We start from the raw sequence: 14,739 nt of genomic DNA on the forward strand, positions 1-14,739 counted from the left end.
TAGTTTTCCGGTCCCGCCGGTGGCGTAACGGGCTGGGTCGCCCGCCGGTTCGGTCTGTTCAGGGAGTTCGGCTTGACGGATTTGACGGTGACCCAGATGCGGTCCGAGGCCGCTTCGCTGCGGCCTTCCCGCGCGCGCGTCCTCTATCTCGACGGCTGGCGCGGCCTTTCCATCGCGCTCGTCCTCATCGGCCATTTCCTGCCGGTCCCCGGCATCAATCTCGGCCTGCTCGGCGTCGAGTTCTTCTTCGTGCTCAGCGGCCGGCTGATGGCCGAGATCCTGTTCATCGAGAACTATCCGCTCAAACCCTTCTTCAAGCGGCGTTTCGCGCGCATCTATCCCGCGCTCGTGGTGTTCGTGCTGGCCGGCATGGTGATCTTCGCCGGCACGTTCGTCGCCTATAAATGGAAGGCGGCGCTCACTGCGCTCACCTTCACCTACAATTATGTCGGCATCCTCATCAATCGGGCCGGCGCGCTCGACCACATCTGGTCGCTCTGCGTGGAGGAGCACGCCTATATCATGCTGGCGCTGGTGAGCGTCCTGGTCAGCCGGGGCCGGCTCGCGGCCGTGCTCGCCGTCTTCACCGTGGCGGCGATGGCCAGCGGCGCGGTTTCCTGGTGGGTGTTCGGGCTCGATTTCGAGGCGAGCTACTGGCGCACCGACACCCATGTCGCCTCGATCCTGGTCTCAGCCCTCATCTGCTGGCTGAAGACCTCTCCGCGCTGGAAGGTTTTGATGCAGGGTCGGTATCTCGCGCCGGTGGCCGCGCTCTGCGGCGTCGTCTTCTTCCTCGACGCGGTCCCGATGCCGCTGCATTACATCGTCGGGACCCTGTTCCTGGCGATCGCGGTCAACACGCTCGATTTCGCGCCGCGCGGCCTCACGGGCGTGCTCTCGCTGCGGCCGGCCGTGCAACTCGGCCTCTGGTCCTATTCGCTTTATCTGTGGCAGCAGCCTTTCTACAAATTCGTCTATTTCCAGGGCAGTCCGGTGCTGCCCATGCTGGCTCTCACCTTTCTGTGCGCGCTGTCGAGCTTCTATCTGATCGAACAGCCCGCCCGCCGCTGGCTGAACAGGAACTGGTGACGGCCCTCTGGGCCTGTGAAAGCGGGGCTCTGGCGATTTCGCTTCGCGCCGGCTTGGGCTAAGGGCTTGCGAAGCACCCGGCGGCCGAGGACGAGATCCGGCGTCGCAGGGGTGCGTCAAAGCAAAAAGATGGAACGGCAGCCGCTCCGCGGGGTCGTTGCCTTTGAAAACCGCTCAAGCCTGCCGGGACCGCCGCCATGAATTCCAGAACCGATCTTCTTCCCGCACAGGCGCCCTTGTTCCTCGGCATCGACACCGGCGGCACCTATACCGACGCGGTGCTGTGGTCCGAGGCGGGCGGCGCCAAGGGGCAGGAGGGCCGGGGCACGGTGCTGGCCAAGGCGAAGTCGCTGACCACGCGCCACGACCTGGCCGTCGGCATTTCCGGCGCTGTCGATGCGGTGCTGGAAAAGGCCGCCGTCGACCCGGCCAGGATAAAGCTGGTTTCGATGTCCACCACGCTCGCCACCAACGCGCTGGTCGAAGGGCAGGGCGGCCGCGTGGCGCTGGTCATGATCGGTTTTTCCGAGGAGGACCTCGCCCGCGACGGGCTGAAGAAGGCGCTCGGCACCGATCCGGTCGTGTTCTGTCCCGGCGGGCACGACGTCCACGGCAATGCCGGCGTGCTCGATCTCGCGGCGCTGGAGGCGGCGCTCCCGGAATTGGCCGGAACCGTGTCCGGCTTCGCCGTCTGCTCCTATTTCGCCACCCGCAATCCCGCGCATGAGCTCGCGGCCTGCGACCTCATCCGCGAGAAGACCGGCCTGCCGGTCACCTCTTCGCACGAGCTGTCCTCGAAGCTCGGCGGTCCGCGCCGGGCGCTGACCACCTTGCTCAACGCACGGCTGATTTCCATGATCGACCGGCTGGTCGCCGCGACGGAAGGGTTCCTGGGCAAGCGCGGCATCGCAGCGCCCCTGATGGTGGTGCGTGGCGATGGCGCGCTGGTTTCGGCCGCTTTCGCCCGCCGGCGGCCCATCGAGACGATCCTGTCCGGCCCGGCGGCCTCGCTGGTCGGCGCCCGCCATATGACCGGCCTGGACGACGCCGTGGTTTCGGACATCGGCGGCACCACGACGGACGTCGCCGTGCTGGACAAGGGGCGGCCGCGGCTCGATCCGGAGGGCGCCACGGTCGGCGGCTTCCGCACCATGGTCGAGGCGGTGGCGATGCGCACCTTCGGCCTAGGCGGCGATTCGGAAGTGGCCCTGCAGGAGGGGGTGCTGGACCCGCGCCTGATCCTCGGGCCTCGCCGCCTCGTGCCGCTGGCGCTGGTCGGCATGGCGCATGGCAAGGCCGTGACCGGCGAACTGGAGCGGCAGTTGCGCGCGCCCAACGCCGGCCGCATGGACGGTCGCTTCGCCTTCCGCACCGGCGTGCCGGAACGGCTCGCCGCCGGGCTCGGCAGTTCCGAGGCGCGGCTCTATGCCTCGATCACCGAAACGCCGCAGCCGCTCGACGCCCTGCTCGCCTCCAACGCGCAGAACGCGACGCTGAACCGGCTGGTGGCGCGCGGGCTGGTGCATGTCGCAGGCTTCACCCCTTCGGATGCCGCCCATGTGCTGGGCAGGCAGGCGAACTGGGATGCCGAGGCCGCCCGCCTGGGCGCCGAATTGTTTGCCCGCCGCCGCGACGGGCGCGGCCAGGCCATCGCGGCGACGGCCGAAGCGTTTTGCGAACGCGTGCTCAGGGCGCTCACCCGCTGGTCGGCCGAATACATACTGGAAACCGCCTTCTCGGAGGATGGGCTGGACGGTGCCGCCACCGTGGCGCATGCGCTGGTGCAGCGCGCGGTGGATGCGCATCCGGGCATCGCCCTGCTCACCGTGGCGCTCGACAGGCCCGTCATCGGCCTGGGAGCCTCGGCGCCGCTGCACTATGCCGGGCTGCCGCCGCTCCTCGGCAACAGATGCGTCGTGCCGGAAGACACCGACGTCGCCAACGCGCTGGGCGCCGTGGTGGGACAGGTGCGGGTCTCGGTGGAGGCGCGCGTCAGCCAGCCCAGGGAAGGGCTGTTCCGGGTCTCGTCCGGCGACACGATCCGCGATTTCACCGAGGAGGAACCGGCGCTTGCCGCGGCCGAGGCCGATATCCGCGCCATCGTGGTCGAGCGCGCGCGCAGCGCCGGCACCGACGAGGCCGAGATCGACATCGCCCGCGACATCCGCGCCTCCACGGTGGAGGGCCAGCGCATGTTCATCGAGGCGCATATCGTCGCGACCGCCTCGGGCAGGCCGCGCATCGCCGTCTAAAACGGTTGAGTGGGCGGGCACCGGGATTTGAAGCTCCGGAAGAATTGACCCCGGCCGGTTGACGTGCCAAAGCCCGCCGCAAGTAAAGGTCGCCGGCTCCTTTTCCGGCGACGGTTCTGGAGAATACTGATGACCGATCGCGTCGAGATCGCCGGCCTGAAGATCGCCCGCGAACTCCATGACTTCGTCAACCAGGAAGCGATGCCCGGCACCGGCGTGGACGCCGAGAAATTCTGGACCGGCCTTTCCGCCATCGTCCATGATCTTGCCCCGAAGAACCGGGCGCTCCTGAAGAAGCGCGACGACATCCAGGCCAGGATCGACCAGTGGTACCGGGAGCACGGCGCGCCGCATGACATGCGCGTCTACAAGGAGTTCCTGCGGGAGGTCGGCTATCTGCTGCCGGACGGGCCGGCTTTCCAGGTCGCGACGGAGAATGTCGATCCCGAGATCGCCGTGGTCGCCGGGCCGCAGCTTGTCGTGCCGGTGACCAACGCGCGCTACGCGCTGAATGCCGCCAATGCCCGCTGGGGTTCGCTTTACGATGCGCTGTACGGCACCGACGCCATTCCCGAAACCGACGGCGCGGAAAAGGGCAAGCGCTACAACCCCAGGCGCGGCGGGAAGGTCATCGCCTGGGCGAAGGATTTTCTGGACACCTCCGCGCCTCTGAAGGAAGGGTCCTGGGCAAATGCCGGCGCGCTTGCCGTGAAGGACGGGCAACTCGCCGTCGGCGAGACGGGCCTTGCCGATCCCGCTCAGTTCGTCGGCTATCGCGGCGAAGCGGCGAACCCGGAGGCGGTGCTTCTGGTCAGGAACGGGCTGCATGCCGAGATCGTGGTGAACCGCGATAGCGCCATCGGCAAGACCGATCCGGCCGGCATTTCCGATGTCGTGCTCGAGGCCGCCCTCACCACCATCCAGGACTGCGAGGATTCGGTTGCCGCCGTCGATGCCGAGGACAAGGTGGTGGCCTATCGCAACTGGCTTGGCCTGATGAAGGGCGACCTGTCCGAAAGCTTCGACAAGGGCGGCAAGACGGTGACGCGCCGTCTCAACCCGGATCGCGAATATACAAGGCCGGATGGCGGCAAGCTTCAGCTTCCCGGCCGCTCGCTGATGCTGGTGCGCAATGTCGGGCACCTGATGACCAATCCCGCCATCCTGCTGGAGGACGATACGGAAGTGCCGGAAGGCATCATGGACGCGGCGGTGACGGCGCTGATCGCCCTGCACGATGTCGGCCAGAACGGCCGCCGGGGCAATTCGCGCGCCGGCTCCATGTATGTCGTGAAGCCGAAGATGCACGGGCCCGAGGAAGTGGCCTTCGCGGTCGAGATCTTCGACCGGGTCGAGCGGCTGGTCGGCATGCCGCGCAAGACCATGAAGATGGGCATCATGGACGAGGAGCGGCGCACCACCGTCAACCTCAGGGAATGCATCCGCGCCGCCAAGGAGCGGGTGGTGTTCATCAACACCGGTTTCCTCGACCGCACCGGCGACGAGATCCACACCTCGATGGAAGCCGGCCCGATGATCCGCAAGGGCGACATGAAGCAGGCGGCGTGGATCGCCGCCTATGAGAACTGGAACGTCGACACCGGCCTCGAATGCGGGCTCTCCGGCCATGCGCAGATCGGCAAGGGCATGTGGGCCATGCCCGACCTGATGGCCGCGATGCTGGAGCAGAAGATCGGGCATCCCAAGGCCGGCGCCAACACCGCCTGGGTGCCGTCGCCCACGGCCGCCACGCTGCACGCCACGCATTACCACAGGGTCGACGTGAAGGCGGTGCAGGAAAGCCTGAAGGGACGGCAGAAGGCCCGGCTCGAGGATATCCTGTCGGTGCCGGTCGTCGTGCGCCCGAACTGGACCCCGGACGAGATCCAGCGCGAGCTGGACAACAACGCGCAAGGAATCCTCGGCTATGTCGTGCGCTGGATCGACCAGGGCGTCGGCTGCTCCAAGGTTCCCGACATCAACGACGTCGGGCTGATGGAGGACCGCGCCACGCTGCGCATCTCCTCGCAGCACATGGCCAATTGGCTGCATCACGGCATCTGCAGCGAAATCCAGGTGCGGGATTCTCTGCAGCGCATGGCGGCCATCGTCGATCTGCAGAACGCAGGTGATCCGCTCTACAAGCCGATGGCTCCCGATTTCGCCAATTCCATCGCTTTCCAGGCGGCCTGCGATCTGGTCTTCAAGGGGCGCGCCCAGCCGAACGGCTATACCGAGCCGATCCTGCATGCACGCCGGCTGGAATTGAAGGCAAAGGAGAAAGGCGCAGGCTCTTAGGTCTTGGCGGTGCCGTTTCCTCTCACCCCCCTCTGGCCCGCCGGCCATCTCCCGCTCAAGGGGAGTGAAGCGGAGCGTCGTCCTTGCCGATGATCTTGCTCGCCATCGACTGTTCGGCAAGTCTGTGCGCCGCCTGCGTCTACGATGCCGGGGCGGGTCGGGAGCTTGGCCGCTCCGTTCTGGACCTCGGCAAGGGACATGCCGAGCACCTGATGGCCGTGATCGAGGGGGCGTTGAAAAACGCGGAAAAGACCTATGCCGACCTCGGGACCGTGGCCGTTTCGGTGGGGCCCGGCTCCTTCACCGGTCTGCGCGTCGGTGTTTCGGCCGCGCGCGGGCTGGCCCTGGCGCTGAAAGTCCCGGCGATCGGCGTGACCACGCTGGAAGCGCTGGCCGCTGAGGCGCAGGATGCGTTTCCCGGACGGCCGGTTCTGGCCGCGCTGGATGCGGGCCGCGACGAGATCCATGCGGCATTCTACGAAAAAGATGGCACACTCACGCGCGGACCTGCCGCTTTCACCCTTGAGGACGCCACCGCCATGACCCGCGGCACATCTCCCGTACTGGCCGGCACCGCCGCGCGCCGCATCGCGGAGGCCGTCGGCGGCGGTCTCGACATCGGCCCGGCTGCGGCGACGGCGGACATCGCCGTCTATGCTCGCCTCGCGGCTGCGAAGCAGCCGGGAGAAAAGCCGCGCCCGGTCTATCTGCGCGAAGCGGACGCGAAGCCGCAGGCCGGTTTCGTGCTTCCGAGGAAGACGCCGTGAGCGATATGGCGCGGCGCGTCGACAATGGATGGGGCAGATGCGCGTTCCTTTCTTGAAGCCACGCCGCAGGGATTACGCGCTTTCGACGCTGAGGCTGGACGACAGCCCGGCCTTGGCCGTGCTCCATCAGGAGGATTTCGTGCGGCCCTGGGCCGAGAGCGAGTTCGCCACCCTGCTCGATCAGGAAACGGTTTTCGGCTTCGCCGCCCGCGAGGTCGGCCGGGGCGCATCCGCGCCGGTCGGTTTCGTGCTGGCGCGCGTCGCGGCCGGCGAGGGGGAAATCCTGACGGTCGCCGTCGCCCGTGCCCACCGCCGTCGCGGCCTGGGCTGGCGGCTCATGGATGCCGTGCTGCGCGAACTGCATGGCCAGCGCGCCGAGGCGCTGTTCCTCGAAGTCGACGAAACCAATGCGCCGGCCATCGCGCTCTATCGCGGGCTGGGCTTCCGCGAGGTCGGCAAGCGGCCGAACTACTACAAGTCGACCGAACACGGTCCCACCGGCGCGCTTGTCATGCGCCGCGATCTTCGCTAGCTGCCGCCTGGGTTCGGGAAGCGCAGATGATCGCGAAAATCAGGATCGGGCTGGCATTCGCCTTCATCGCCGCCACCACAACGGTGCTGGCGCTGCTGCAGGTGCTGACGTTGAAGACCGGCCTGTGGCGCGAAACGCTGATGCCGCGGCTGTGGCACCGCTGCATGGTGCGCGCCCTCGGCATTCGCGTCCACGCGCATGGCGCGCTGGCGAAGGAGAGGCCGCTTCTGGTCGCTTCCAACCATGTGTCCTGGACCGACATCGTCGTGCTGGGGTCTCTGGTGGACGTCAATTTCATCGCCAAGGCCGATATGGAAGGCTGGCCCCTGATCGGCTGGCTGTCCAAGCTTCAGCGCACCGCCTTCGTCGAACGGGAGCGGCGGCGCAGCTCCGGCAGGCAGGCGAGCGAGATCGGGCAGCGCATGGCCAGGGGCGACGCCATGGTGCTGTTCGCCGAAGGCACGACCGGCGACGGCAACGCCATGCTGCCGTTCAAGAGCACGCTGTTCGGCGCGGCCTCCATGGTCATTTCCGAAGGCGCGGGCGAAAAAGTGTTCATCCAGCCGGTGGCGATCGCCTATACGCGCCTGCACGGCGTGCCGATGGGACGCGCGCACCGCCCTCACGCCGCCTGGATCGGCGACCAGGATCTGGCCCCTCATCTGGTGGGCCTGCTGGCCGACGGCGCCATGGACGTGGAAGTGCATTTCGGCGAGCCGGTCGCCTTCACGGCGGAGTCCAGCCGGAAGGAGACGGCGAAACTGATCGAGCGCCGCGTGGCCGAGATGATGCAGGCTGCGCTGGCGGCGCCCCGTCCCAGCCGGTGAAGGTCGTGCTGCGATCGCGGAATCGTCTGTTGGTTTGCCGAAAAATGCTCTAGAAGCCGCTGCATGGAACTGGAAACGACCGCCCAGCAGGAAAAAAACGACGCCGGAACCGCCAGGAAGGTCTTCGTCAAGACCTATGGCTGTCAGATGAACGTCTACGATTCCCAGCGCATGACCGACGCGTTGGCGGCCGACGGTTATGCCCCGACCGACGTAATCGAGGATGCCGATCTCGTCCTGCTCAACACCTGCCATATCCGCGAGAAGGCGGCCGAGAAGGTCTATTCCGAACTGGGACGCATCCGCCAGCTCAAGGCCGCGCGCGCCGAAGTCGGCCGCGAGACGCTGATCGGCGTCACGGGCTGCGTGGCGCAGGCGGAAGGGCGCGAGATCGTGCGCCGGGCGCCGGTCGTCGATCTGGTCGTCGGCCCGCAGACCTATCATCGCCTGCCCGACATGCTGGCCAGGGTGCGCGAGGGCGGCAAGGTCGTGGAGACCGAATACGCCATCGAGGACAAGTTCGCGCATCTGCCGCAGCCGAAAAAGGCAGAAGTGGCGCGGCGCGGCGTGACCGCATTCCTTACCGTGCAGGAGGGCTGCGACAAGTTCTGCACCTTCTGCGTCGTGCCCTATACGCGCGGCTCCGAGGTTTCGCGCCCGGTGGCGCAGATCGTCGCCGAAGCCGAGCGACTGGCCGAGGCCGGCGTGCGCGAGGTGACCCTGCTCGGCCAGAACGTCAACGCCTGGCACGGCGAGGGACCGGACGGGAGGGAATGGGGGCTCGGCCGGCTGCTCTACCGTCTGGCCGAAATCCCGGGCCTGTCGCGGCTGCGCTACACCACCAGCCATCCGCGCGACATGGACGACGAACTGATCGAGGCCCACCGCGACCTCGCCGCGCTGATGCCCTATCTGCACCTGCCGGTGCAGTCCGGCTCCGACCGTATCCTCAAGGCGATGAACCGGCGCCATACGGCCGCCGACTATCTGCGCCTGATCGAGCGCATCCGCGCGGCGCGGGCCGACATCGCCATGTCGGGCGATTTCATCGTCGGGTTTCCGGGCGAGACGGACAAGGATTTCGAGGCGACGATGGAAATCGTGCGCGAGGTCGGTTACGCTTCGGCCTTCTCCTTCAAATATTCGCCGCGGCCGGGCACACCCGGCGCCGAGATGGGCGGCCATGTCGAGGAAGCGGCCAAGGACGAGCGCCTGCAGCGGCTTCAGGCGCTGGTCGCGGAACAACAACACGCGTTCACGGTTTCAATGATCGGCAGGACGATGTCGACGCTGATCGAGAAGCCCGGCCGCAAGGCCGGCCAGAAGGTCGGCCGCTCGCCGTGGTTGCAGCCTGTGATTGTTGATGAAAAGGCCGGCGGAATCGGCGACATTATCGAGGTACGAATCAAGGGAACGGGCCAGAACAGCCTGTTTGCCGAGCCGGCGTGAACCCGGCATCTGAGAGGAGAGACGGTTGAGCGCTGCCGACCTGAAGACCGTACCCCAATCCGGGGCCTCGGACATGGCGCATATCGTACTGACCTTCGACAACAACAAGCTCGCCAGCGCGCTGTATGGCCAGTTCGACGAGAACCTCGCAAGGCTCGAGCAGAAGCTCGGCGTCGATATCCGCTCACGCGGCAACCAGCTGACCATCAAGGGCGATCCGGTGGCGGCCGAGCAGGCGCGCCGGGCGTTGGACAGCCTTTACGAGATCCTCCAGAAGGGCGCCGATATCGGCCAGTCCGACGTGGACGGCGCCGTGCGCATGACCATCGCCGCCGACGACCAGCTCACCCTGCCCACGCTGGAGCGCAAGGGCCGCATGGCCGCGGCGCAGATTTCGACCCGCAAGAAGACGATCTACGCCCGCTCGCTCAACCAGGACGCCTATATGCGCGCGCTGGAGCGGTCCGAGATGACCTTCGGCATCGGCCCGGCCGGCACCGGCAAGACCTATCTGGCGGTCGCGCATGCGGCCATGTTGCTGGAGCGCGGCATGGTCGAGCGCATCATCCTGTCGCGGCCGGCGGTCGAGGCGGGCGAGCGCCTGGGCTTCCTGCCCGGCGACATGAAGGAAAAGGTCGATCCCTATCTGCGTCCGCTCTACGACGCGCTTTACGACATGATGCCGGGCGACAAGGTGGAGCGCGCCATCGGCGCCGGCGTCATCGAGATCGCGCCGCTCGCCTTCATGCGCGGCCGCACGCTGGCACACGCGGCCGTCATCCTGGACGAGGCGCAGAACACCACGCCCATGCAGATGAAGATGTTCCTGACGCGGCTGGGCGAGAATTCGCGCATGATCGTCACCGGCGACCCGACCCAGATCGACCTGCCGCCCAACACGCGCTCCGGTCTCGTGGAGGCGCTGCGGGTGTTGGACGGCGTGCCGGGCATCGTCACCGTGCGCTTCAACGACAGCGACGTCGTGCGCCATCCGCTGGTGGCCGAGATCGTCAAGGCCTATGACCGCGACGGCAAGGTCTCCCGCGGCCTTGCCGGCGAGAGCTGACGGCGGCGACCTGAAAAACCGCCGATGAACCAGACGCTTTCAGACGCGCCGCTCGACATCGATCTTTTCGTCGAGGCGGGTGCGTGGCCGAACGAGGCCGAACTGACGGCATTGGTCGAACGCGCGGCCGCCGCCGTTTTCGCCGAGACCGGGACCGGCCGCGCCGGCCGGTCGGAACTGAGCGTCGTCTTTTCCGACGATGCGGCGATCCGCAAGCTCAACGCCGACTGGCGCGACAAGGACAAGCCCACCAACGTCCTGTCTTTTCCGGCATTTCCGGAAAGCCGCGAAGGTCCGCTGCCGCCGATGCTGGGCGACATCGTGCTGGCGTCCGAAACCGTGGCGCGGGAAGCGGAACTGGAAGCCAAGCCGCTCGAGAACCATATCACACATCTGGTAATGCATGGCCTTCTGCACCTGCTGGGGTATGATCACGAGACGGACGTGGAAGCGGAAGAGATGGAAGCGGTCGAGCGCGCGGCGCTGGCCAGGCTTGCCATTCCCGATCCCTACGCGTAACTAAAAGTCAGCAACCGACCGGAACGAGATGAACGAGAGACCAGAGACTGCCGCCCAGATGGACGCCGGCAGCACACCAAAGGCTTCAGGCAAGCCTGAAGAAGACCCGAGTTCGAGTACCCAGTCCGGCGCGTCGGCAGAGCCGTCTTCCGCCGGACCTTCCATGTTCGGGCGCGTGCTCGGACTGTTCAGGCACCGCAACGGCACCAGCCTGCGCGAGGAAATCGCCGACGCGCTGGCCGAGGCGGCAGGCGGCGCGGAATCCTTCTCGCCCGGCGAGCGCGCCATGCTCAACAACATCCTGCGGCTGCGCGAGGTGCGCGTGGAGGACGTGATGGTGCCGCGCGCCGACATCGAAGCGGTGGAGATCGGCACCAGGCTCGGCGATTTGCTGGGCGTGTTCGAATCCTCCGGCCATTCGCGCATGCCGGTCTATTCCGAGACGCTGGACGATCCGCGCGGCATGGTCCACATCCGTGACGCGCTCGCCCACATCAACCGCGTCGCGCGCGTGAAGAAGGGCCGCGCCTCGCGCAAGGCGCCCGCGGCGACCGAACTCGACCTCACGCGCGTCGATCTTTCGCGCACCATCGGCGAACTGGACCTGATCCGGCCGGTGCTTTTCGTGCCGCCTTCCATGCTGGCGTCCGACCTGATGGGACGCATGCAGGCCACCCGCACGCAGATGGCGCTGGTCATCGACGAATATGGCGGCACCGACGGCCTCGCCTCCCTGGAAGACATCGTCGAGATGGTCGTCGGCGACATCGAGGATGAGCATGACGACGACGAGCCGATGATCACGCGCGTCGGCGACGGCGTGTTCATGGTCGACGGCAAGGCCGAGATCGACGACGTGGCCAAGATGATCGGCGAGGATTTCGCCGCCGGCGAGCATGGCGAGTCCGTCGACACCATAGGCGGCATGATCTTCAACACGCTGGGGCGGGTGCCGGCACGCGGCGAGGTGGTGCAGGCCATTCCGGGCTTCGAGTTCCACGTGCTCGACGCCGACCCGCGCCGCGTCAAGCGCGTGCGCATCGTGCAGAACCAGAAAGGCGGCCGGCGCAGGCCGATCCGCGCCGAGCAGGCCTGATCCGGCGTTTCAGGCCTGCGGCTTCCAAGCCAGGAGCCGCATCGCATTGGCCGTGACCAGCACCGTCGCACCCGTATCGGCCAGGATGGCCGGCCACAGCCCGGTGATCCCGACGACGGTCGTGACCAGGAACACCGCTTTCAGGCCGAGCGCGATCGTGATGTTCTGATGAATATTGCGCATCGTCCGCTTCGAGATCTCCACCATTCCCGCGGCATCCGCCACCCGTCCGTGCAGGATCGCCGCGTCCGCCGTCTCCAGCGCGACGTCGGTGCCGCCGCCCATGGCGATGCCGACATCCGCGGCGGCAAGCGCCGGCGCGTCGTTGATGCCGTCGCCGATCTTGGCGACGTTGAATCCCTGCTTCTTCAGGTCCATCACGATCTCCTGCTTGTCCTGCGGCAGGAGTTCTGAACGCACCTCGATGCCGAGCTGCCGGCCGATGGCTTCGGCGGTGCGGCGGTTGTCGCCGGTCAGCATCACCGTCTTGATGCCGGCGTCGGCCAGCATTTTCAGGCCGGGGCGGGCGTCCGGGCGCGGCTCGTCGCGCATGGCGATGGCGCCGGCGATCTCGCTCCCTGAAAGAAGCACCGACACCGTCTTGCCCTCGTCGTTCAGCGCCGCGATGCGGGCCGTCTGCTCGGCCGAAAGCGGGGACCGCTCGGCAGTCGCGGCGGGAGAGCCGAGGAAGACTTCCCGCCCGTCCAGCATGGCCGAGACGCCCTTGCCGCCATGCGCCTTGGCGTCGGCGGCGGCCGGCACCTCGATCTTTTCGTCCTCGGCACGGGCGAGGATGGCCCTGGCCAGCGGATGGCTGGACCCGGCCTCGACCGCCGCGGCGAGCCTCAGCACTTCCGCCTCGGGTGTCGCGAAGGCGACGACGTCCGTCACCTTGGGCTTTCCCTCTGTCAGCGTTCCGGTCTTGTCGAAGCAGGCCGCGGTGATCCGGCCGACATTTTCCAGCACCGCGCCGCCCTTCATCAGAAGGCCGCGCCGCGCGCCGGCCGAAAGGCTGGCCGCGATCGCCGCCGGAGTGGAGATGACCAGCGCACAAGGGCAGCCGATCAGCAGGATGGCGAGGCCCTTGTAGATCCATGCGTCCCATGCGCCGCCGAATGCGAGTGGGGGCACGATGGCGACGAGCGCCGCCACGACCACGACGCCGGGCGTGTAGTAGCGGGAGAAGCGGTCGATGAAGCGTTCGGTCGGCGCCTTGGATTCCTGCGCCTCCTCCACCAGCTTGACCACGCGGGCGATGGTGTTGTCCGCAGCCGCCGCCGTCACCTTGATGTGCAGGGCGCCGTCGCCGTTCACCGTGCCGGCGAAGACGGTGGCGTCCGGACCCTTGCGGACCGGCGTGCTTTCGCCGGTCACCGGCGACTCGTCGATGGTGCTTTCGCCCGAAACGATGATTCCGTCGGCCGCGATGCGGTCGCCGGGACGCACCAGCACGACCGCGTCCACCTCCACCTCCTCGGCGGGTGTTTCGACGGGCCTGCCGTCGCGCACCACCAGCGCCGTATTGGGCACGAGCTGCGTCAGGCCCTGGATGCTGGCGCGCGCCCTGCCGGCGGCCACGCCTTCCAGCAGTTCGCCCACCAGAAACAGGAAGACGACCGCCGCCGCTTCCTCCGTCGCGCCGATGAAGACCGCGCCGACGGCGGCGATCGTCATCAGCATCTCGATGGAGAAGGGCGTGCCCGAAAGCGCCGCCATGACGGCACGCCGGGCGATCGGCATCAGGCCGACCAGCATGGCGACGAGGAAGGCGACGCCTTCGACGGCCGGGAAGGCCTTGCCGATGCCATACGCTGCCACCAGGGCCAGGCCGCTGGCAATGGTCAGCAGGGCCTTGCGTGACCGCCACCACGGCACCGGCCTGGCCGCGGCGGCAGAGGGCGCGGCCGCCTGCGGCGGGGCATCGGAATGGCTCGCGCCATGGTTGTGTTCATTGCGCTCGGGGGCACCGTGCTCATGCCCGTGAGCATGAGCGCAGGTCGGGGCTGGCCCGGCCTGCGCCGCCGCGCCGGGCGCGAGCGGAAACACCTTGTAGCCGAGGCCCGTCACCTTGCGCTCGAGGACGGCAAGGTCGCTGCCGGCCCTGTGCCTGACCGTCATGGTGCCGGCCGTGGCGGAGACCGACACGTCCTCGACCCCTGCCACCCGCCGCGCCGCCGTGTCGATCTTGGCCGCGCAGGAAGCGCAGTCCATGCCTTCGGCGCGGTATCGGCTCTGGGTAACGGACTCGGCCATCATCCTGCTCCTTGCATTGGTCCGCCGAGACACTACTTCCTCTAGCGACTAGAGGAGCAAGGGCTGATGTCCGGAAATTTTTCCATCGGCGATGCCGCAAGGGAAAGCGGGGTGAAGGTTCCCACCATCCGCTACTACGAGCAGATCGGCCTGCTGCCGCCGCCGTCGCGCACGGAAGGCAACCGCCGGCATTATGAAAACGCCGACCTTCAGCGGCTTTCCTTCATCCGCCATGCGCGTGAGCTCGGCTTCGAGATAGAGGCCATCCGCACCCTGCTCGCCTTGCAGGACAGGCCGCAGCAATCCTGCGCCGAGGCCGACGGCATCGCGCGCGCCCGGCTGGCGGAGGTGGACCGGCGCATCGCCAGCCTCACCGCCCTGAAGGCCGAGTTGGAGAGGATGGTGGCGGGATGCCAGCACGGCAGGATCGCCGAGTGCCGGGTCATCGAGATCATGGCGGACCATGGCCTTTGCAGGCACCACCATCGCGACACCAAGGCCGCGGCAGCCGGCACGCGGGGCGAATCCCCGGCATAAGTTCCATCCTCGTTTGGAGCCTGATATATCTTCGGCCGCGTGATTCGCGCGACG

Annotated in this window: 12 protein-coding genes; 11 read left to right on the forward strand and 1 reads right to left on the reverse strand. The window is 67.5% G+C overall.

What is annotated here, in order from left to right:
• Positions 1 to 72: 72 nt before the first annotated feature.
• The 10 genes from QU595_RS03335 to QU595_RS03380 all read left to right on the forward strand — a co-directional run bounded on the left by QU595_RS03335 (position 73) and on the right by QU595_RS03380 (position 11,895).
• A complete protein-coding gene (locus tag QU595_RS03335; RefSeq protein WP_315919147.1) occupies positions 73 to 1,089 on the forward strand; it encodes an acyltransferase in 1,017 nt (338 codons plus the stop codon).
• 197 nt (positions 1,090 to 1,286) lie between these two features.
• Positions 1,287 to 3,341, forward strand: a complete 2,055-nt coding sequence (locus QU595_RS03340) for a hydantoinase/oxoprolinase family protein (RefSeq protein WP_315919148.1) — start codon at positions 1,287 to 1,289, stop codon at positions 3,339 to 3,341.
• Positions 3,342 to 3,470: 129 nt separating this feature from the next.
• Positions 3,471 to 5,639: a malate synthase G gene (locus tag QU595_RS03345; RefSeq protein WP_315919150.1), complete on the forward strand. Its 2,169-nt coding sequence runs from the start codon at positions 3,471 to 3,473 to the stop codon at positions 5,637 to 5,639.
• An 89-nt stretch (positions 5,640 to 5,728) separates the two neighbouring features.
• Positions 5,729 to 6,406 (forward strand): tRNA (adenosine(37)-N6)-threonylcarbamoyltransferase complex dimerization subunit type 1 TsaB, encoded by a 678-nt coding sequence (gene tsaB / locus QU595_RS03350; RefSeq protein WP_315920672.1) that lies wholly within the window; start codon positions 5,729 to 5,731, stop codon positions 6,404 to 6,406.
• 37 nt (positions 6,407 to 6,443) lie between these two features.
• Complete coding sequence (locus tag QU595_RS03355) at positions 6,444 to 6,938, forward strand: N-acetyltransferase (protein ID WP_315919152.1); 495 nt, start codon at positions 6,444 to 6,446, stop codon at positions 6,936 to 6,938.
• A gap of 26 nt (positions 6,939 to 6,964) precedes the next feature.
• Positions 6,965 to 7,765, forward strand: a complete 801-nt coding sequence (locus QU595_RS03360; RefSeq protein ID WP_315919153.1) for a lysophospholipid acyltransferase family protein — start codon at positions 6,965 to 6,967, stop codon at positions 7,763 to 7,765.
• 63 nt (positions 7,766 to 7,828) lie between these two features.
• A complete protein-coding gene (gene miaB / locus QU595_RS03365) occupies positions 7,829 to 9,214 on the forward strand; it encodes a tRNA (N6-isopentenyl adenosine(37)-C2)-methylthiotransferase MiaB (RefSeq protein WP_315919155.1) in 1,386 nt (461 codons plus the stop codon).
• Between the two features lie 73 nt (positions 9,215 to 9,287).
• On the forward strand, positions 9,288 to 10,280 hold the full coding sequence (locus QU595_RS03370) for a PhoH family protein (protein WP_315920674.1): 993 nt from the start codon (positions 9,288 to 9,290) through the stop codon (positions 10,278 to 10,280).
• A gap of 24 nt (positions 10,281 to 10,304) precedes the next feature.
• A complete protein-coding gene (gene ybeY, locus QU595_RS03375; protein WP_315919157.1) occupies positions 10,305 to 10,799 on the forward strand; it encodes an rRNA maturation RNase YbeY in 495 nt (164 codons plus the stop codon).
• 28 nt (positions 10,800 to 10,827) lie between these two features.
• Complete coding sequence (locus QU595_RS03380) at positions 10,828 to 11,895, forward strand: hemolysin family protein (RefSeq protein WP_315919158.1); 1,068 nt, start codon at positions 10,828 to 10,830, stop codon at positions 11,893 to 11,895.
• A 9-nt stretch (positions 11,896 to 11,904) separates the two neighbouring features.
• Here the strand turns inward: QU595_RS03380 and QU595_RS03385 are convergent, their stop codons facing one another.
• Positions 11,905 to 14,148, reverse strand: a complete 2,244-nt coding sequence (locus QU595_RS03385; protein ID WP_315919159.1) for a heavy metal translocating P-type ATPase — start codon at positions 14,146 to 14,148, stop codon at positions 11,905 to 11,907.
• Between the two features lie 66 nt (positions 14,149 to 14,214).
• Between QU595_RS03385 and QU595_RS03390 the strand changes: the two genes are divergently transcribed.
• Entirely contained in the window at positions 14,215 to 14,685 is a 471-nt protein-coding gene (locus QU595_RS03390) for a helix-turn-helix domain-containing protein (RefSeq protein ID WP_315919161.1), read from the forward strand.
• The last annotated feature ends 54 nt before the right edge of the window (positions 14,686 to 14,739 follow it).

It is taken from the genome of Mesorhizobium sp. SP-1A (assembly GCF_032460275.1).
Lineage (GTDB): Bacteria > Pseudomonadota > Alphaproteobacteria > Rhizobiales > Rhizobiaceae > Mesorhizobium.

Excerpts from the sequence above, each read along its gene's own strand:
- ybeY (WP_315919157.1), top strand. The coding sequence starts at position 10,305 with ATGAACCAGACGCTTTCAGACGCGCCGCTCGACATCGATCTTTTCGTC.
- QU595_RS03390 (WP_315919161.1), top strand. The coding sequence starts at position 14,215 with ATGTCCGGAAATTTTTCCATCGGCGATGCCGCAAGGGAAAGCGGGGTG.
- QU595_RS03380 (WP_315919158.1), top strand. The coding sequence starts at position 10,828 with ATGAACGAGAGACCAGAGACTGCCGCCCAGATGGACGCCGGCAGCACA.
- miaB (WP_315919155.1), top strand. The coding sequence starts at position 7,829 with ATGGAACTGGAAACGACCGCCCAGCAGGAAAAAAACGACGCCGGAACC.
- QU595_RS03385 (WP_315919159.1), bottom strand. The coding sequence starts at position 14,148 with ATGGCCGAGTCCGTTACCCAGAGCCGATACCGCGCCGAAGGCATGGAC.
- QU595_RS03360 (WP_315919153.1), top strand. The coding sequence starts at position 6,965 with ATGATCGCGAAAATCAGGATCGGGCTGGCATTCGCCTTCATCGCCGCC.
- QU595_RS03345 (WP_315919150.1), top strand. The coding sequence starts at position 3,471 with ATGACCGATCGCGTCGAGATCGCCGGCCTGAAGATCGCCCGCGAACTC.
- tsaB (WP_315920672.1), top strand. The coding sequence starts at position 5,729 with ATGATCTTGCTCGCCATCGACTGTTCGGCAAGTCTGTGCGCCGCCTGC.
- QU595_RS03370 (WP_315920674.1), top strand. The coding sequence starts at position 9,288 with ATGGCGCATATCGTACTGACCTTCGACAACAACAAGCTCGCCAGCGCG.
- QU595_RS03355 (WP_315919152.1), top strand. The coding sequence starts at position 6,444 with ATGCGCGTTCCTTTCTTGAAGCCACGCCGCAGGGATTACGCGCTTTCG.
- QU595_RS03340 (WP_315919148.1), top strand. The coding sequence starts at position 1,287 with ATGAATTCCAGAACCGATCTTCTTCCCGCACAGGCGCCCTTGTTCCTC.